General features: G+C 29.4%; 21 protein-coding genes. 5 read left to right on the forward strand and 16 right to left on the reverse strand.

Going from position 1 to position 19682, the window contains the following annotated elements; genetic code table 11:
- Positions 1–85: 85 nt before the first annotated feature.
- From L8U37_RS04760 to L8U37_RS04820, 13 genes are read right to left on the reverse strand one after another with little or no spacing between them, the layout of a single operon-like run.
- Positions 86–1879, reverse strand: a complete 1794-nt coding sequence (locus L8U37_RS04760) for a menaquinone biosynthesis decarboxylase (RefSeq protein WP_263728717.1) — start codon at positions 1877–1879, stop codon at positions 86–88.
- Entirely contained in the window at positions 1880–2806 is a 927-nt protein-coding gene (gene hemC, locus L8U37_RS04765) for a hydroxymethylbilane synthase (protein WP_263728718.1), read from the reverse strand.
- Positions 2797–3192, reverse strand: coding sequence for an FxsA family protein (locus L8U37_RS04770; protein ID WP_133318888.1), 396 nt, complete (start codon positions 3190–3192; stop codon positions 2797–2799). The genes hemC and L8U37_RS04770 overlap by 10 nt, the downstream gene beginning before the upstream one ends.
- Positions 3189–4889, reverse strand: a complete 1701-nt coding sequence (locus L8U37_RS04775) for a proline--tRNA ligase (protein WP_263728728.1) — start codon at positions 4887–4889, stop codon at positions 3189–3191. The genes L8U37_RS04770 and L8U37_RS04775 overlap by 4 nt, the downstream gene beginning before the upstream one ends.
- Positions 4876–6183, reverse strand: coding sequence for a glutamyl-tRNA reductase (gene hemA, locus L8U37_RS04780; RefSeq protein WP_263728719.1), 1308 nt, complete (start codon positions 6181–6183; stop codon positions 4876–4878). The genes L8U37_RS04775 and hemA overlap by 14 nt, the downstream gene beginning before the upstream one ends.
- Entirely contained in the window at positions 6183–7076 is an 894-nt protein-coding gene (locus tag L8U37_RS04785) for a polyprenyl synthetase family protein (RefSeq protein WP_263661363.1), read from the reverse strand. The genes hemA and L8U37_RS04785 overlap by 1 nt, the downstream gene beginning before the upstream one ends.
- A 47-nt stretch (positions 7077–7123) precedes the next feature.
- On the reverse strand, positions 7124–7531 hold the full coding sequence (locus L8U37_RS04790; protein WP_263662481.1) for an exporting protein: 408 nt from the start codon (positions 7529–7531) through the stop codon (positions 7124–7126).
- Positions 7532–7560: 29 nt separating this feature from the next.
- A complete protein-coding gene (locus L8U37_RS04795) occupies positions 7561–7824 on the reverse strand; it encodes a DUF2018 family protein (protein ID WP_258107334.1) in 264 nt (87 codons plus the stop codon).
- A gap of 2 nt (positions 7825–7826) precedes the next feature.
- A complete protein-coding gene (locus L8U37_RS04800) occupies positions 7827–8453 on the reverse strand; it encodes an HAD family hydrolase (RefSeq protein WP_263659848.1) in 627 nt (208 codons plus the stop codon).
- The gene (locus L8U37_RS04805) at positions 8450–8782 is read right to left on the reverse strand and encodes a hypothetical protein (RefSeq protein ID WP_263728720.1); all 333 of its coding nucleotides are present in this window, start codon (positions 8780–8782) and stop codon (positions 8450–8452) included. Before L8U37_RS04805 ends, L8U37_RS04800 begins: the two co-directional genes overlap by 4 nt.
- Positions 8779–10404 carry a cation:proton antiporter gene (locus L8U37_RS04810; protein ID WP_133318882.1) on the reverse strand — a complete coding sequence of 542 codons (1626 nt, stop codon included), beginning with the start codon at positions 10402–10404 and terminating at the stop codon, positions 8779–8781. Before L8U37_RS04810 ends, L8U37_RS04805 begins: the two co-directional genes overlap by 4 nt.
- Positions 10405–10429: 25 nt before the next feature.
- Positions 10430–10804, reverse strand: coding sequence for a heat shock protein transcriptional repressor HspR (locus tag L8U37_RS04815; protein ID WP_039668403.1), 375 nt, complete (start codon positions 10802–10804; stop codon positions 10430–10432).
- A 12-nt stretch (positions 10805–10816) separates the two neighbouring features.
- Positions 10817–11689, reverse strand: a complete 873-nt coding sequence (locus tag L8U37_RS04820; protein ID WP_263659850.1) for a J domain-containing protein — start codon at positions 11687–11689, stop codon at positions 10817–10819.
- A 152-nt stretch (positions 11690–11841) separates the two neighbouring features.
- On the opposite strand from L8U37_RS04820, the gene L8U37_RS04825 reads away from it, so the two are divergent.
- The 5 genes from L8U37_RS04825 to tpx are packed head-to-tail and all read left to right on the forward strand — an operon-like array spanning position 11842 to position 17796.
- Positions 11842–13257 carry a DegQ family serine endoprotease gene (locus L8U37_RS04825; protein WP_133318880.1) on the forward strand — a complete coding sequence of 472 codons (1416 nt, stop codon included), beginning with the start codon at positions 11842–11844 and terminating at the stop codon, positions 13255–13257.
- A 12-nt stretch (positions 13258–13269) separates the two neighbouring features.
- A complete protein-coding gene (locus L8U37_RS04830; RefSeq protein WP_039626094.1) occupies positions 13270–13944 on the forward strand; it encodes a response regulator transcription factor in 675 nt (224 codons plus the stop codon).
- Positions 13941–15182, forward strand: coding sequence for an ArsS family sensor histidine kinase (locus L8U37_RS04835; RefSeq protein WP_263728721.1), 1242 nt, complete (start codon positions 13941–13943; stop codon positions 15180–15182). Before L8U37_RS04830 ends, L8U37_RS04835 begins: the two co-directional genes overlap by 4 nt.
- Before the next feature lie 7 nt (positions 15183–15189).
- The gene (locus L8U37_RS04840) at positions 15190–17211 is read left to right on the forward strand and encodes an ATP-dependent helicase (protein WP_263666537.1); all 2022 of its coding nucleotides are present in this window, start codon (positions 15190–15192) and stop codon (positions 17209–17211) included.
- A 60-nt stretch (positions 17212–17271) separates the two neighbouring features.
- Positions 17272–17796, forward strand: coding sequence for a thiol peroxidase (gene tpx, locus L8U37_RS04845; protein ID WP_263665710.1), 525 nt, complete (start codon positions 17272–17274; stop codon positions 17794–17796).
- Between the two features lie 58 nt (positions 17797–17854).
- Here tpx and msrA read toward each other — a convergent pair whose 3' ends face one another.
- The 3 genes from msrA to hypE are packed head-to-tail and all read right to left on the reverse strand — an operon-like array spanning position 17855 to position 19681.
- Positions 17855–18355, reverse strand: a complete 501-nt coding sequence (gene msrA, locus L8U37_RS04850; protein WP_220567195.1) for a peptide-methionine (S)-S-oxide reductase MsrA — start codon at positions 18353–18355, stop codon at positions 17855–17857.
- The gene (locus L8U37_RS04855) at positions 18345–18710 is read right to left on the reverse strand and encodes a hydrogenase maturation nickel metallochaperone HypA (protein ID WP_220567194.1); all 366 of its coding nucleotides are present in this window, start codon (positions 18708–18710) and stop codon (positions 18345–18347) included. Before L8U37_RS04855 ends, msrA begins: the two co-directional genes overlap by 11 nt.
- Positions 18710–19681, reverse strand: a complete 972-nt coding sequence (gene hypE / locus L8U37_RS04860; RefSeq protein ID WP_220567193.1) for a hydrogenase expression/formation protein HypE — start codon at positions 19679–19681, stop codon at positions 18710–18712. The genes L8U37_RS04855 and hypE overlap by 1 nt, the downstream gene beginning before the upstream one ends.
- Position 19682: the final 1 nt, after the last annotated feature.

Consider the following 19682-nt stretch of genomic DNA (forward strand, 5'->3'; position numbering starts at 1 on the left):
ATTATCGACACAATTTTAAAAAACTTAATATTTAAATTAAAAATATATATTTAATAAGCAAAAAGTGTTCTCAAAAAGTTTAAAATTAAAAAATTTCAAACTTTTTGAAGAATTTTTCATCATTTACAAGTAATTTTTTTGCAATAAGTCTGTCTATAACTTCTTTGGAGCAATTTGTCATTAAAGGCCACTCTTTATGATAATCTTCTAATGATCCTTTATTTGTCGCATCAATTGCAACACAATCTTTTTTGATAAATATATCTCTTTTTGCATCGATATTATTTACCACACGCCAAATTAACATATAAGGATTTTCCAAAATAGCATCTGAATCTAAAAAAACTAAAATTCTAAAATGTTTTTTATAAATTTGTAGTTTTTCAAAAATTTGAGCAATTTTTTCTTTTTTATCAATTAAGATCACACAAATTGGAGCAAAGGTTTGGGTGTAAAATTGTTTTAATTTTAAAATATTTTGATCTTTTTCTTTAAAAAGTGAAAACAAAGCTTCATCACTTAGAATTTCAAGTTCAACTTTTTTCTCATCACCACACGCATCAAGTCCTGCTTTACCACCGTAACAATAAGTGCTTGAAGCATGATCGAGTTGATCGCAAATTCCTTCACTTATGAGTAATTTTTCTTCATCAAAGCGATTAAGTATATAAGGTATGAGCTTGTCATAATCTTGCAAGCAAGGTGCATTTTCATCGACAAAAATAGCATGTTTTACAAAACTCATTTGCCCTACTCCCCAAAAAGTATGCATTACTTGTTTTGCATGAGCTGGATATTTTGCTTCTATTTTGGCTAAGATTAAATTATGAAAAACTCCATTTTCAGGCATGTTATAATCTATCAAATCAGGTGCGTTAGTTTGAAGTAAAGGTAGAAAAACTCTTTCTGTACCAAGCCCCATGTATTTATCTTCTAAAGGCGGTTTTCCTACAACCGTAGCTTGATAAATCGCATTTTTTTTAGCAAAGATTTTTTCTACTTTTAAGACAGGACAAAGTTCAATAGGAGTATAAAAGCCTGTATGATCTCCAAAAGGTCCCTCGGGTGCAAATTCATTTGGATTTACAAAACCTTCAATCACAAAATCACTATCATAAGGCACATAGAGGTGATTGCTTTTGCATTTTGCCAAAATAGCAGGTTTTTTCTTAATAAAACCATAAAGTAAAAGTTCAAAAATACCTTTTGGTAAAGGCGCTTGAGCACACCAAATATATAAAGGATCTCCACCTATGGCTATACTTACTGGCATTTTTTGATTTGCTTTTTTATACTCATGAAAAAAATGGCTCGCGTCTTTGTGAATTTGCCAATGCATAAGCAAGGTTTTTTCATCAACTACTTGCAAGCGATACATTCCAAGATTATTTTGTTTTCCATTTATGCTTTGAGTATAAACTTGCCCCATAGTGATAAAAGGTGCAGCGTCTTTTTCCCAAGTTTTTAAAATAGGTATTTCATATAAAGAATTTAAGCTTTTGTAGTTAAATTCTCCATCTTTTTTGATGCGTTTTGGTGGGATATTTTTTAAATCAAGCAAGGTTTTTAAAAAATTTAATTTCGCACCAAAGCTTTGCGGTATGTGCATTTTAAGTAAAGAGCTAATTTCTTTAGCTACATCTTCATAATCTTTTCCAAATGCTAAATTTAAAGCTTTTTTGCTGCAAAAAGTATTTAATAATACAGGATAATCGTATTTTTTGCCATTTTTTACTGCATTAGTAAAAAGCAAGGCTTTAGAGTCTTCTTTTTTAACTTCTATATAAGCTAAATGTGCCATTTCAAGTTCTACATCTACTGGCTCATGGATGGTTTTTAATAAATTATTTTTTTCTAAAAGCTCTATGAATTTTTGCATTTATATCATACTCTCTGCTTCTTTTAAAATTTCTTTTGCACCTTTTGCTATCATTTCTTTGGCTAAAAGCTCGCCTGCATTTGAGTAATTTTGCTTATCAATCACTCTTTTTTCTTTTAAAATTTTACTTGCATCGGGTAAGCCCACTATGGCGCGAATTTCTATTTTTTCATCAATGATTTTTGCATTAATTCCTATAGGTACTTGACAACCACCTTCTAGGGTTTTTATAAAATCTCTTTCTATATAAGTTTCTACAAAGGCATTTTTATCGTTTAAGCATTCAAGGTATTTTAAAATTTGTTTATCATCAATGCTTTCTATACCTAAAGCTCCTTGAGAAGCTGCAGGTATCATCTCATCAAGTTCAAAAGCCCTAATGTACTTTATTTCTTTATCTAAATCCAAGCGTTTAATGCCAGCTAGAGCTAAAATAATAGCATCAAATTCCTTAGCTTTAAGTTTTTCTAAGCGTGAGTTGATATTACCTCTTAAAGAAATGATATTTAAATCAGGTCTTAACGCTAAAAGCTGCATTCTTCTTCTAAGACTTGTAGTGCCTACTTTTGCACCTTTTGGAAGAGCATTTAAGCTTTCATAATACTCACTTAAAAAAGCATCATTTACCACTTCTCTTTTTGAAATAGCAGCTAAAACTAAGCCATCAGGAAAGAAGCTTGGCACATCTTTTAAGCTATGCACAGCTAAGTGTGAATCACCTCTTAACATACTTTCTTCAAGTTCTTTTGTAAAAAGTCCTTTTCCGCCTATTTTAGCTAAAGGAGAATCAAGTAAAACATCACCTTTAGTTTTAAAACCCTCTAAAGAAATTTCTAAATCAGAATGTGTTTGTAATAATTTATTTTTTATATATTCACTTTGCCATAATGCAAGTTGGCTTTTTCTTGTTGCGATGATTAATTGCATTTTTTATGCTCCTGTATGATTTCTACATCTATGATTTCTTCTTCGTTGTTTGTTTGATGATATTTTCTTTTTTGTTTTGTAAATAATTTTAATATCATCATAAAAAATAAGAGTAAAATTCCCAAAAATGTGCTTAAAATTCCTGGTATTAAAAGTAAAATTCCAACTATAGTTAAGGAAAATAATTTAATCATACCAAATAAATTAGTATTGGCATTTTGCATAGTTATGAGATTTGTCCAAGTCTTTGCTAAAAACATTGCTCCTAAAAACATACTTGCAAAAACTATCATAAAAAAATTTAAAAAACCAAAAAAGACTATAAATAAAATACTAGCAATCAATTCTAAAATCAAAAAAGCACTTAAATTTGTTTTTGCTATCATAAAATTTTCTCTAAGTGTGAAATTACTTCTTGGGTTTTTAAAACTTGTTTTTCTAAGGTATTTCTATGGATTAACTCTACTTCATCGCTTTCTAAGCCTTTACCTATAACTAAAGCATAAGGAAAGCCCATTAATTCAAAATCATTAATCTTTACACCAAAACGCTCATTTCTATCATCAAACAAAATTTCTTTATCTTTAAAATGAGTATAAATTTGCTCGGCAAATTCCATAGCTTTTGTATCTTTTATATTAGAAACGATAATATCTAAAACAAAAGGAGCTAGAGTTTTATTCCAAATACAACCTTTTTCATCATGGCTTGCTTCTATAGCAACAGCTACTAAACGGCTCACCCCCATACCATAACAACCCATAGTGAAAAATTGAGCTTTACCATTTTCATCTAAATAGCTTGCATTCATTGCTTTTGAGTATTTATTTCCAAGTTTGAAAATATGTCCTACTTCAATACCTTTGCTTTGTTTAAGCTTGTGCTGACATTTTGGACAAAGATCATACTCTTTAACTGCGGTAAGATCTTTAAAGCGTTCTTTATTTAAATTTACAACATTGATTCCGACTAAATGATAATCTTTTTTATTTGCTCCAATAATCATATTTGTTTCATTTTCAAGCTCACGATCAATATAAAAATCAACTCCATTTAATCCTACAAAGCCGATAAATCCTGGTACCAAACCTGCTTTTTCTAATTCTTCTTCACTTATATCAACTAATTCTAATGCATTTGCTGCATTTAGTGCTTTAACTTCTTGCAGTTCATCATCGCCGCGTATAAAAAATACTACAATTTTTTCTTCATTTTCATAAATAGCTTTTTTAGCAATAGCTTTAACAGTATAGTAAGGATTAATTTTAAAAAATTCTGCCAATTCTTCTATAGTTTTTACATTTGGAGTGTGAAATTGTGTAGCAAAATCAGCTTCTGGCCTTTCATCTTCACAACTTTTTTTAGCTCTTTTTGCTGCTTCAATATTTGCAGCATAATCACAATGCTCGCATAATAATATATCATCTTCGCCATTTTTAGCCAAAACCATAAATTCTTTTGAACCGCTTCCACCAATAGCCCCACTATCAGCTTCAACAGCTCTAAATTCAAGCCCTAATCTTGTAAGAATTTTACTATAAGTTTCATGCATAAGATTAAATTCTTTGTCTAAATCAGCTTCACTGCTATGAAAACTATAACCATCTTTCATTAAAAATTCTCTACATCTTAAAAGTCCAAATCTAGGTCTAGCCTCATCTCTAAATTTAAGTCCTATTTGATATAAATGCAAAGGAAGTTGTTTGTAAGAATTTACTTTATTTCTAACCAAAGCTACTATGGCTTCTTCATGGGTTGGTCCTAAGACAAAATCATTTTCTTTTCTATCTTTAAAGCGTAAAAGCTCTTTACCAAAAACATTAAATCTCCCACTTTCTTTCCAAAGTTCAGCTGGGGTATTAAAACTTAAATTTACTTCTAAAGCCCCTGCTTTATCCATTTCTTCTTTGATGATATTTTTAATCTTATCTAAAACTCTTTTTCCTAAAGGTAAAAAATTATACAAACCACTTCCAATTTGTTCTACAAAAGCACCCTTAACTAAAAATATATGACTTGGCAGGGTAGCATCTTTTGGATTTTCTTTTGTGCTTATGGCATAAAATTTACTAAATTTCATGATTATTCTCCAAATTAAATTCACATTTATAGAAGTTTAAACCTTCCATGCTTTCATTTTTTAAATCAAACACATAACGCATGGCATTTACAACAGAGTCATTTTGCATAGTTCCACTTAGTTTTTTTAAATTTACACTAGGATGATGTAAAAATACATTCATCACCTGTCTTATAAGCTTTCTTGCTTCTTCATGATTTGAGTGTTTTAAATATCCTTTATCTATGGCCTTTTGTAATTGTTCTTTAGCGATTTCATCAGCTTGCAAGCGTAATTGCTTAACCAAAGGTAAGGTTGCTAGTTTGCTTAGATGTTGGAAAAACTCATTTGTCATAGTGCCTACTATAGAATAAGCAATCTGGGCTTGATGTTCTCTTAGTGTTAAATTTTTTCTTACAACTTCTTCTAAATCATCAACAGCATAAACTATATTTTTTTCATTTGCTTTTACATCAATATCCCTAGGCACTGCTATATCAAAAAAATATCTTTTATAATCTTTTTCTTCTAATATGTCATTAGTTATGATAGCATGTGGAGCATTTGTGGCGCTAAAAAATATCTCATATTTATTTAATGCTTCTTTTAAATTTGCGATACTTTCACAACTTGCATTTTCACCCAAATCCTCACAAAGCTTTTGGGCATTTTGTATATCTCTATTTAATATCAATACTTTGGCCTTAGCATTTAATAAATGTTTACAGGCTAACTCGCTCATTTCCCCTGCACCTACTACAACTGCAGTTTTATTTTCTAAATTGATAAGCTCTTTGGCTTTTGCTACCGCTACTGAAGCAACTGAAATAGGATTTTTGGAAATTTCAGTTTGATTTCTAATATTTGCTGCACATTTAAAAGCATAATGGACTGCTCTAGTTAAATGCACACCACATCTTTGTTCTTGTAGAGCAAATTTATAAGCATCTTTTAATTGTCCAGCAATTTGTGTTTCTCCAATAACTAAACTATCAAGTGAGCTTGCCACAGAAAATAAATGATGGATAGCTCCACTATCTTCATAAAAATCAGCTTTTGTGCTTAAATTTTCTTTATCAACCCCACAAAGTAAACTAAGTGTTTTTAAAATATGTTCATTGATATTTTCAATTTCTCCGATAAAAAGAAAAATTTCAACTCTATTGCAAGTGCTAAGCACTAAACTTTCTAGAATTTTATTATTAGTATGGATTAATCTTAATAATTCTCTTTTTTTATCTTCATTGGAAAAGGAAAGTTTTTCTCTAGTAGCAATATCTGTATTTTTGTGCGTAAAACTGATACAATAATAATGCATTAAAATTCCCTTTCTATCATACTTTTAATAATATCTTCTAAATCTTTTATATTGTATTTTTCTATGGCTTTTAAGGCATTATTTGCATAGGTATTTAATTCTTGACCAATTTGATTAAAAATTTCATGCTCTTGCATTTTATTTTTAATCCAAGTAAGTTCATCTATGTTTAAATCTTTCTTGTAATAAGACTTAAGTATTTCTTGATCTTGTGGATTTAATTTTTCATATAAATACATATAAGCAAGGGTAGTTTTACCTTCTTTAAAATCATTCATGGCGGGTTTGCCTAAGGTTTGTTCATCGCCTTTGATATCTAAAATATCATCTACAATTTGAAAAGCCAAGCCCAAGTTTTTACCATATTCTGCAAAATCATCTTCATTTAAATTAGCAAGTATAGCCCCACATCTTGCACTAGCTTCGATTAAAACGGCTGTTTTGTTATATATCATTTGCAAATAAGCGTTTTTATCGGTATTGAAAGTTTCGCTTAAATTTACATCCATTAATTCGCCAACGGAAAGCTTTACAACAGCATTGGAGATGATTTTTGCTAATTTTAAATCTATTAAAGAAAGTTCATAGAAGGCTTTTGAGTATAAAATATCTCCAAGCATGATAGCATTTTTGGCTCCAAATTGTTCATTGATAGATTTTACACCTCTTCTTAATCTTGCTTCATCAATCACATCATCATGTAATAAGCTTGCAGCATGGATTAATTCTATAATGGCACAAATTTTATAACTAATATCGTTTTCGCTAGCTATTTTTAAAAGTAATTTTGAGCGTAATTTTTTACCGCCTTGAAGTTTTGAACTCATTGTTAAAATAGGCTTGTAATTTAATTCAGATAAAAATTCATGCATATATTGATCTATCTTTTGCACCATGCTTTCCTTAATTTTCTTATAATTATATTTTATTAAATTTTACTTTAGTTTTGATTAAGAGTGACTTTTCTAGGATCTAAAAATTCCACTTCTAATCTTTTATCTCTATCTTCTATGTAGATAGTGAAAATAGCCTCACTTTTTTTAAAATCACTAAATTCAAGTATTAATCTTGCTCTATCTATGTGTGGATTTTTATAATCAGGCACTAAAGTTTGATCTACCCAATTTAAATTTCTTCTTAAAGACATCACAAATTGCCTAGGGTATTTTTTATACCTTGAATGAACGATGATATTAGTTTGATCAAATAAAGTCCATGAAAAATCAAAATAATAAATCTCATCAGGATAATCAATTTCTTTTATTTTTACACTTGCTTTTTCATCTTTACTTAAGGTAAATTTATAAGTATAATCAAAAAATACTTCAGCTTTTAAAAAATTAAACATCAAAAATAAAGATAAAAATAAACGCAAAATCAACCCTCATGCCCTAAAATTTCAGCACTTAAGCCTATATAAAAATCATTTTTTCTCTCATCTATTAAGAGTGAATTTTCCATTTGAAATTGTGCTACATCATTTTCATTTAAATTATTTTTTTCTAAAAGCTCTATCATAGCGATATGATCGGCTAATAATTTTTCTAAAACATTTTCTAATGCACCTAAATTTGCATATTTTATTGTTTCGATAAATTTTTCTTTAGGGCTTTTTGCAAACATTTCATCAAAAATATCCATTTTTAACCTTTTATGTAAGTTTGAATTTTTTCTATTAAAGTAGTTTTATCGTTAGCTTCATCTAAGTCTTTAATTTCTTTTTGCCAAGAAATATGTATATAATCCATCTTAGCATTTTTAGCACAAAGTCTGTCTTTTAAGCTATCGCCTATGAAAATACTTTTTTCATATTTTGCTTCATCTGCGATTAATCTTAGCATCATAGGATCAGGCTTAGCTTCTATACCATAACTAACACCTAATATTTTATCAAAATATGAAAGAATGTTTTGTTTTTTTAAAATAGGTACCAAGCTTTCTTGAGGTGCATTTGTGGCTATAGCTAAATAGCAATCATTTTTTTTACAAAATTCCAAAACCTCAAGCACACCATCAAAAAGCACCACGCTTTGATCATAATGCTTAATAAAATACTTCTCATAACCTTCTTTAAAGCTAGTATGTGAGTAAGTATCAACCCCGTAAAAAATCTTAGCATAATTTTGCCCAGGAGTATTGATAGTATCTAAAATAAACTCTCTTTTTAAAGGTTCTAAATTTAAATCCGCTCTTATTTCATTTACCGCACATACTATAGCATTAGCACTATCTATAAGCGTGCCATCCATATCAAAAATTACATTTATCAATATTCATCCTTAAATTTAATTTTATGTTTGTCTTTTTTATAACTTTGATTATTTTTTAGCTTATATAAGGCATTGGCTTTTGAAGCTAAGGTTTTTTGGTCCAAACTTTCATCTAAACACTCATTTACAAAAATCTCCAAAGCCTTAGTATAAGTAGAATCTAAAAACACTGCTTGAATTTTCTCAAAGATTTTAGCATTTTTTTGCATTCTTTTCCTAAAAAGAGTTAAATCAAAATCTTCTCTTTTTAAAGCACTCACAGCAGAATTAGTAAATTTTTCTAAAGCTCTTACATATTTTACTCTTAAAGCTTTTTCATCATTTTTCATTCTGCTGCACTTGTATTGATTCTACATTGTAATGCTTCTTGTACTAAATTTCTTGCTATTGAAGCTTCAGCATCTACAATGTGTAAATGTTTATCAGTATGTGGGAAAATGATCTTAGCACCTGTACCACTTGTTTTTAAAACCGTTTGTATGGGTTTGTTAAAGCTAGAAAGCACTTGATAGAGCATATCAAGCTTAGCTTCATTACTTATAGTTATAATAGCAACTGAGCATTCTTCTATATTTGCTACTTTTAATGTTTCTACTTGGGCTACATTTGCAAAAAAGATATTTTCATTTCTACTGCGGCCAAGTTCAACTAAATTTAAATCACTTTCTAAAACCAAATATGGAATACCTGTTTTTTTGATCTTTTGCACCACTTCTTGACCTAATCTTGTATAACCAAAAATGATAAAATGATCTTTCATTTTTTGATCACATAAATAAAATTTAGCCATATCATTTTGCTCGCCTTCGGCTGCGTTGGCTATTTTTCTAAGATTATTTAAAATAAAAGGCGTTGCAACCATAGTGACGATAGAAACTATAATAAAAATTTGTGCTGTTTTTTCATCTATAAGTGAATTTACTTGCATTAATGAAAATACTGCTAGCGCAAATTCTCCAATTTGAGAAATACTCAAAGCGGTTTTTAACGCTACTCTTTTTCTTGTATAAAGAATTAAAAGACCATAGATTACTACAAATTTTATCAATAAAACCAAGCTTACAAAAACAAAAATCAAAAACCAATTTTCAAAAACTATATGAAAATCAATTTGCAAACCAACACTGATAAAGAAAAATCCTAAAAGCAAATCTCTAAAAGGAACCAAATCTGCTTCTATTTTATGTTTATATTTAGTTTCAGCTATCAAGGCTCCAGCTATGAATGCTCCAAGTGAGTATGAAAAACCAAAAGAATGAGCCAAAAAACTCGCTCCTATTACGGTAAAAAGTATGGTAGCGATGAAAATTTCATTTGCATTAGTTTTAATGATGAATTTTAAAACATAAGTAAAAAGGTATTTGCCTATAAAATAAAGCAAAACAAGTAAAATCACAGCACTGACTAAAGTTGTAAGTAAAAGTTTTGAAATATCAGCATTTTGAGAACTAAATATATCAATCATTAATAGCAGTGGTATCACAGCAATATCTTGAAAAAGTAAAATTCCTAAAGCTTTTCTGCCGTATTCTTCGTTGATATCGCCATTATCATTAAGTATTTTTAAAACTATAGCAGTGGAAGATAAGGCTAGAGCAAAACCTGCTATCATTGCGATATGGCTTGCTATACCTAAAATATAAGTTACAAGTAAAGTACAAACCAAACCACAAGTTAGCATTTGCAAACTTCCATTTAAAAATACTTCTTTTTTCATTGCCAAAAGATGTTTAAATGAAAATTCAAGCCCTATGGTAAACATTAAAAAAACTATGCCAAATTCAGCTACATGTATAACAAATTCATTAGTGCTAAAACCATAAAATTCACGCACAAATAAACCTGTAGCTATATAACCTATAATAGTTGGAATACCAAATTTTTTAAGTATGACATTAAGTATGACAGCAACTGCTACTGCGGTTAAAAATAAAGTTATAAAAGCATCCACTCACCAACCTTTTGTAATGTTTTTATTATTTTATTTTTTCTAAAAAAATTAAATCAAAATTACTTCTATGTTTAACTACTGCTCTTGATTTTGAAGGATTATCTCTTCTATCAAGTTCTAATCTTAACTCTTCAATAGTGTTTTCAAACTCATCAATTTTTGTTTTTAGTTTTAAAATCACATCAACACCAGCTAAATTAACCCCAAGATCTCTTGTTAAGCGTAAAATCATTTTGATTCTATCTATATCTTTTTGAGAATAAAGCCTCATTTTACCATCGGTTCTACTTGGCTCAACTAAACCTTCTTTTTCGTATTGTCTTAGAGTTTGTGGGTGTATACTTAAAACTTTTGCAACAACACTTATAAGATACACCGGTTCATCATAACTATGCTCCATTACTCACTCCTTTCAAGGTAATTTTTCTTCTAAAATTTTTACAAATTCAGGATCAAGGCTATTAATATCAGGTATTTTTACATTTAAAATTAAATACATATCCCCATAAAGATCTGTTTTTCTATTTTGCACTCCATAGCCTTTAAGTCTAATTTTTTGATTGTTTTTAGAATTTGGTGGTATGGTAATTTTAACTTCTTTTCTTGGGGTATGCACACTGATTTTATCTCCAAAAAGCGCTGTTTTTAAGCTAATTTCAACCTTTTTGTACAAATCATCATCTTCTCTTTCATATTCATCGCTTTTTTCAAGTTCAACTTTTAAAATCAAATCCCCTCTTTGCCCTTGAAAGCTTTTTCCTTTACCTCGTATGCGTAGCTTTTCGCCATCTTTTATGCCATGTGGAATTTTGATTTTAACTTGCTCGTTATTTATATTTACCAAATGCTCACCACCTAAAATTCCTTTTTCAAAAGGAATTTTAACACTTGCTTGCAAGTCTAAATCTTCTTCAAATCCTCCAAATCCCCCAAAGCCACTTCTAAAATTATTACTAGAACTAAAACCGCCACTAAATCCTCCAAAGCCTCCACCAAAAATATTTTTTAAAATATCATTGATGTCAGCTCCACCTGCATTTCTTGAAAAATCATGAAAACTTTGCCCGCCAAACATAGAATCGCCATATCTATCATACTGAGCTCTTTTTTTCTCATCACTTAAAATTTCATAAGCGGCGTTAATTTCTTTAAATTTTTCCTCAGCACCATTTTCTTTGTTAATATCGGGATGATATTGTCTTGCTAATTTTCTATAAGCTTTTTTTATCTCATCTGCACTAGCGTTTTGCGAAACTCCTAGTGTTTCATATAAACTATTACTCATTTTTATTATTCCTTAATTTTTTATAAGATTATATCAAAAACTTTAGTCTTAGTCAATCAACTTTTATAAGTTTTAAAACTAAAGGTTTTATTTACAATTGTGTAAAAATAAAATTTTATACTTGCATTAAATGATTTTACAAAGGATAAAACATGAAAAAAACTATGATTCTTTCTTTGGCATTGGCAACTAGTCTTTTTAGTGCTAGTATTGATTTTAAACAAGCAGATGATAATGTAAAAAGAACTTTACCAACTGATAATCAAAATACTATACTTTCTTATCATGATTCCATACAAAAAGTTAAAAATTCAGTTGTAAATATCTCAACTTCTAAAACTGTTCAAAGTAGTTCATTTGGAATTGATGATTTTTTCAATGACCCTTATTTTAGACAATTTTTTGGTTTTGATTTCCCACAAGCTCCAAAAAATAAAAAAAATAAAGAAGTTGTAAGCTCATTAGGTTCTGGTGTAATTATTTCAAGCGATGGTTATATTATAACAAATAATCATGTTATAGAAGATGCTGAAAAAATCACTGTAAATTTACCTGATTCTAGCACTGAATATAAAGCTAAATTAATCGGTGCTGATCCTAAAACAGATTTAGCAGTGATAAAAATAGAAGCAAAAAACTTACCCGCAGTAGTTTTTGCTGATTCAGATAAATTACTAGAAGGTGATGTAGTGTTTGCTTTGGGTAATCCTTTTGGTGTTGGAAGTAGTGTTACAAGTGGGATTATTTCGGCCTTAAATAAAAACAATATAGGTCTAAATCAATATGAAAATTTCATCCAAACTGATGCTTCTATTAATCCTGGAAATTCAGGCGGAGCTTTGGTAGATAGTAGAGGAGCTTTAGTTGGGATAAATTCAGCCATACTTTCAAGAAGTGGTGGAAATAATGGCATAGGTTTTGCAATCCCTTCTAATATGGCAAAATCTATTGCACAAAAACTTATTGAGCATGGAAAAATTGAAAGAGGATATTTAGGCGTAGTCATAGGAGCTTTAACTCAAGATATTAAAAAAGCCTATACTAATCAAGAAGGTGCTTTAATCACTGAAGTACAAAAAGATTCAGCAGCTTATAATGCAGGGTTAAAAAGAGGAGATTTGATTATAAAAGTAGATAAAACTGTGATTAAAAGCCCTATGGATTTAAAAAACTACATAGGAAGTATTGATCCAAAACAAGCAGTAGAAGTAACTTATGAAAGAGATAATAAAGTCAAAACAGCTAAATTTATGTTAAAAACAGATGAAAAGTCGCTACAATATGAAAAAGGTTATATTGATGGTCTAAAATTAGTGGAACTTGACTCTAAGAATAGACAGCAATACCGCATACCTGAAAGTATTAGTGGTATTTTAATTACCGAAGTTACTCCAAAATCAAAAGCTGAAAAAATAGGTTTTGAGCAAGGTGATATTATCATAGGTGTTGATCAGTATGAAATTTCAAATTTTAAAGAATTATCTAAGGCTTTAGAATTAAATAAAGGTAAAGAGTATGTTAAAATTTGGATTAATAGAGGCGGATTTGTAAGAGCTTTACTTTTTTAAGAAAGGAAAAAAATGACAAATATTTTAATGATAGAAGATGATTTAGAATTAGCAGAGATTATAGCTGAATATTTAGAGCAATTTGATATGAAAGTAGATATTGCTCATGAGCCTTATATAGGTCTTTCAAGACTTGCTTTAAATCCTTATGATTTAATCATTTTGGATTTAAGCTTACCTGGACTTGATGGACTTGAAGTATGCGAGGAAATTCGTAAAAAATATGATACACCTATTATCATTTCAAGTGCAAGGCATGATATTAGCGATAAGGTTGCAGCGCTTGATTTGGGTGCAGATGATTATTTACCAAAACCATATAATCCTCAAGAACTTCAAGCAAGAATTAAAAGTCATTTAAGAAGAATTTCAAACACAAAAACTGCTCAAGCTCAAGTTAAAAAAGATCTTGTATATGATAAATATAAACATACTATCACTATGAAAGATCAAGAAATTAGCTTTACTAATGCTGAATTTGATATTTTGAGTTATTTAATTAAAAAAGAAGGTGGAGTGGTAAGCCGCGAAGAGCTTGTGTATAATTGTAGCTCTATTAGTGAAGATTCTAGTAATAAAAGTATAGATGTAATCATTAGTAGAATCAGACAAAAAATCGGAGATGATCCTAAAACTCCAAAATACATTCATTCAATCAGAGGTATAGGATATAAATTAACTCAATGAATAAATCATCAATTTTTTATACTATAACCTTTGTTTTTTTACTTGCAAGCGTTAGTGTAATTTTAGCTTTTTTATGGCTTATAAAATATGATCAACAAAATTACACTAATGAGCTTAATGCAAAATATTCTTTTATAGCTAATGCAAGATTATTATATTTTAATCATGTGATTAGTGAAAGAGAATTTTATGAGCAAACAAAAAATTACAAAATGATAGAATTAACAACTCCATCAGCCATAAGACAAATTATCTATAAAGCTGAAACTATAGCACGGGCTCAAACTAGCACAGGTGTAGTTGAAATCATTACTTTAGAAGATAATGTGTATTTAAAAATCATTTTTGATGGTAAGCTTTATTTGTACAAAGATTTAGAATATCAAGGTTATCGTTATTTTGTGATTAAGCTTATTGCTAGTATAGTGGTAATGGTTTTATTGATTTTATATATTTTTATCATTAGAAAATTAAAACCACTTAGAGCTTTAAAAAGACAAATAGATAAATTTGGCGAAAACAAACTCAATGAAATTCAAAATGTCAGTAAAGGCAATGATGAAATTTCTCAAGTAGCAACAGCCTTTTATGAGTCTATTTTAAGAATTCAAAAACTAAATACTTCAAGGCAGTTTTTCTTAAGAAATATTATGCATGAGCTAAAAACCCCAATTACTAAAGGTTTAATTACTTTAGAAATGCTTGAAGATAGCAAATATAAAGAAAGATTAGTGGGTGCTTTTAATCGTTTAGAGATTTTGATTAATGAATTTGCAGCCATTGAGCAAATTACTTCGGGTGCTGGTTTGATTAATTTAAAAAAATACAATATCTTAGATCTTTTAGATGAAGCTAAAGATATAGCTATGAGTGATGATGAAAAGGTAAAAATTAGTATAAAAGAAAGTTTTAGTGTTAATGTAGATTTTAAACTTTTTACCACTGCAATGAAAAATATGATAGATAATGCGACAAAATACTCTGATGAAAATTGCGTTACTATAGAAATAACTAAAGATTATCTTTGCTTTAAAAACAAAGGAAAAGCCTTAGATAAAGACTTGAAATACTATACTCAAGCCTTTACGCAAGGCAAGAAAAATAAAGATAGTTTTGGACTTGGATTATACATTGTTAAGACTATTTTAGATTCTCATAAACTCACGCTTTATTATGAATATAAAGATGGTGTTAATCATTTTTATTTTAATGATATACAAAATATAATTTTAAACTAGGAAATTCATGCCCTTATCGCGTTTAAATGAAGAACAATATAAAGCCGCTAGTGCTCCTTTTGGACATAATCTAATTATAGCAAGTGCAGGCACGGGTAAAACTTCAACTATAGTTGCAAGAATAGCTTTTTTACTTCAAAATGGTATAAAGCCTGAAAAAATTATGCTTCTAACCTTTACAAACAAAGCTAGTAAAGAGATGATAGAAAGACTTAGTAGGTATTTTGATAAAAGCATTACTTCAAAAATCACAGCAGGAACTTTTCATAGTACTGCTTATTCTCTACTTAAAGAGTTAAATCACGATATTATTTTAAAACCTGCGAGTGAGCTTAAAATTCTTTTGCGTTCTATTTTTGAAAAACGCACTTTTCATCATTTAAGCGATACTAAACCTTATATGCCAAGCTATTTGTATGATGTGTATTCTTTATTTCAAAATACTAATGCAAACTTAGATGAATTTTATAATTGGTTTTGTCAAAATTACGATGAACAAGCTGTTTATGCTGAAATTTATGAAGATATTTTAAAAGAATACGAAGAAGAAAAAATGCGTTTTAACTATGTGGATTTTAATGATTTATTGATCAAATTAAAACATGTTTTAGCTTCACATCATTTTGAATTTGATGAGATTTTAGTAGATGAATACCAAGATACTAACACCTTGCAAGGCTCGTTAATTGATGCTTTTAAAAGTAAAAGTTTGTTTTGTGTGGGTGATTATGATCAAAGTATTTATGCTTTTAATGGGGCTGATATTTCTATTATAGGAAGTTTTAAAGATAGATTTGTCGATGCAAATATTTTTACTTTAAATAAAAACTATCGTTCTAGTAAAAATATACTTGCGTTAGCTAATAAGGTTATTTTAAACAATGAAAGATTATATCCTAAAGAATTAATTGTAACTAGAGAAGGAGATTTTAAAGCGCCAAGTTTGCTAACTTTTAATGAATTATTTGATCAATACTCTACCATAGCAAAAATAATCTTACAAAGCGGGGTTAATCTTGATGAAATTGCTGTGATTTTTAGAAACAATTCTAGTGCAGATGGAGTAGAAGTAGCCTTAAGAGAACTTGGCATAGCAAGCAAAAGAAAAGGTGGAGGAAGTTTTTTTGAAAGCTTGGAAGTTAAAAACTTTTGCTCTATGCTTGCAATCGTGCTTAATCCAAAAGATATCATGGCTTTTATACATTTACTTGAATACACCAAAGGAGTTGGTGGGGTTTTGGCAAAAGATATTTTTGATGCTTTATTAAAATTAGGACATTCTAGTTTAATTAAAGGCTTTTTAAATCCTGATAGTAGCGTAAATTTAAAAAAATACAAAAAACAAAGTTACCAACTAGGACTTTTTGATGATATTGAGGAGCTAGCCTCGCCTTCAAGATTTAACTTAGAAAGCGAATTTAACACCCACCCTATTTTAAGCTTACCCAAAATCAACGAGCTTTGTGCAAAAAATCTTGAAAAAATTTATCTTTTTATTAAAAAAGCAAGTGAGTGTAAAATCTCGACCCAGCTTGTAGATTTGATTTTAGAAAATGATTATTTTAAAGAAATTTGTGATATTTTGGCAACTAAAAGAGCGACTAATAAAAATTCCAATGTTGATTTAAATAAAAAAAATGAAATTTTAGAAAAAATCAACGCGAAAATGTTTGTATTAAAAGAACTTGCTAAAAATTATAGTGATAATTATAAATACTATAACTTTCTTACTCTTGGTGCTAGTGAAATGAGTAGTGGTAGTGGGGTTAATCTTTTAAGTATACATGCAAGTAAGGGGCTTGAGTTTGAACTTGTATTTATAATTGATCTTGCACAAGGAAGATTTCCCAACCAAAAACTCATGAGCATGGGCGGAAGTTTAGAAGAAGAAAGAAGGCTTTTTTATGTAGCTGTAACTAGAGCTAAAGATACTTTATACTTAAGCTATGCAAAATATGATAAGATTAAAAAAAGCAATTATCAACCCTCGTGTTTTCTAATCGAAGCAGGTATGTGCAAAGAAGAATAAAAATAAGACTTTATTAATCTTTTTATATTATGATTAATAAAAATCATTCAAGGAGAAAAAATGAATAGTGTATTATTCAAAGGAAATAAAGTAAATTTAAAAGGAAACAACATCCAAGTTGGCGACATAGCTCCAAATATCACTTTAAAAGCCAAAGATCTTTCAGGTGTTGAAATTGCTCCAAAAGGTAAAACTCAAATTATTATCAGCGTACCAAGCCTTGATACTCCAGTATGTGCAACTGAAGCTAGAGAATTTAATAAAAAAGCAGCAGCAAGTGGTGTAGAAGTAATCGTAGTTAGTATGGACTTACCATTTGCTATGGGTCGTTTTTGCTCAACTGAAGGTATAGATAATTTAACTGTCGCGAGTGATTTTGTTTCTAAAGAATTTGGTGAAAAATATGGTGTTTTAATGGCTGATGGTCCGCTTGAGGGAATTTTAGCTAGAGCAGTGTTTGTAATTAAAGATGGTGTAGTTGCTTATAAAGAATTAGTAAATGAAGTAACAGAACTTCCTAATATGCAAGCTTTAGAAAATTTCTTTAGTCAAAGTTGTGGATGTGGTGGTTGTGGTTGCCACTAAATTTTAAAAGCCTGTAAAAGGCTTTTAAATCTAACTGCAAAAATACTTAAAAACAATATTAGCAATTAACCTTTTCTAATTTTGGAGCAATAACAAATCTACAATAAGCTTGACTAGGATTATTTTTAAAATATTTTTGATGATAATTTTCAGCCTTATAAAATTTTTCTAGTTTTAAAACTTGCGTAACTATGGCTTTAGCGTAATATTTTTGTGCTTTTTGTAAAAAATTGCTAATAATTTTTAACTCCTCATTAGTTTGATAAAAAATAACTGATCTATACTGCGTTCCTTCATCAGCTCCTTGTTTATCTAAGCTTGTTGGATCGTGCATTTTGAGAAAAATTTCTAAGATTTTTTCTAATGAAATTTGTTTTTCATCATAAATTATCTTAGCCACTTCTATATTCCCATCACCATTTATCACGCTTTCATAACTTGGATTTGGCTTACCACCGCTATAACCTACTTCTGTATAAACTACGCCTTTGATTTCATCAAACACGGCTTGAGTACACCAAAAACAACCCGCACCTAAGATAATTTCCTTATTTGTCATTATTTTCCAAATCCTTATTTTCTTTTAAAACAAGTTGCATAAGATAAAGCTCTTCCCCATCTATGATTTTTAAATCTTTATCTTCGCATTTTGGGCACCAAAAGATATTATTTTCAAGCACTCCACTAAAATGGCATTTTTGACACTCAACTACTACTTCTTGAATATGTATAATAAATTTAGCATTCTTACATAAGGGACTATTTTCTTTAAAAGTTTCAAAGCTTCTTTGCAAAAGTGGAGGTTCAATCCCACTTAAACGCCCTATTTTAACATGCACTTCTTCAATAACTTTTCCTTGAGCATATTCTTCACAAAGTTCTAGCAAAGATTCTGTAATACTTAACTCATGCATTAGCAAATTCTTGGTAAAAGCTCGCCTTTTGGAGCTTCTAAAATGCGTTTTGCTCCATAAGCATTTTCTAAAACCACTCTTGCTTTTTTATTAGCTGTGATTTCACCTATAATAGCTGCATTAGTATTAAATTGTTTTAAAATTTCTAATGCTTTTTGTTCATCTTTTTTATCTACACAAATAATAAAAGTTCCTTCATTTGCAAGCTCATAAGGCTCATACCCAAAAAGCTCACAAACCCCTAAAACTTCATCACAAACTGGGATTTTTTCTTCAAATATTAAAAGCTCTAAATTACTTAATTTAGTCCATTCATTTAAAACTGCACTAAGCCCACCACGCGTAGCATCACGCATTGCTTTTATGGAAATATTTGCATTTAAAAGTGTTAAAACTTCATCTTTTAAGCTTTTACAATCACTTTGGATATTTGCCTCTAAATTATTTCTTTCAACCAAAACCGCACAACCATGAGCTCCAATATCCCTTGAAACTAAGATACTACAACCACTTTTTAAGTTTTTGGTATTGATTTTTTGTATATTTTTACCTATACATGAAGTATTAATGTATATTTCATCGCCTTTATTTTTAGGAACAACTTTAGTATCCCCGCAAACTAGCTTTACTCCCGCTTTATCGCATTCTTCTTTTATAGATTTTAGTATAATTTTTAACTTTTCTAGCTCAAAACCCTCTTCTAAAATTAAAGCTAATGATAAATATAGTGGTTTTGCTCCCACCATTAATACATCATTTACGCTACCACAAACTGCTAATTTTCCTATATTTATATCTTTTAAAAAGATAGGATTTAATACAAAAGAATCAGTACTAAAAGCCAAATCATCTAAAATAGCAGCGTCATTTGCTTCTTTTAAAACATCATTTTCAAAAATAGAAAAAATTTCACTTATCAAAGCATTCATTTCTTCGCCACCGCCACCATGGGCTAAAGTAATTTGCTTCATT

It is taken from the genome of Campylobacter sp. RKI_CA19_01122 (assembly GCF_025771325.1).
In the GTDB taxonomy this organism is placed as follows: Bacteria; Campylobacterota; Campylobacteria; order Campylobacterales; family Campylobacteraceae; genus Campylobacter_D; species Campylobacter_D lari_D.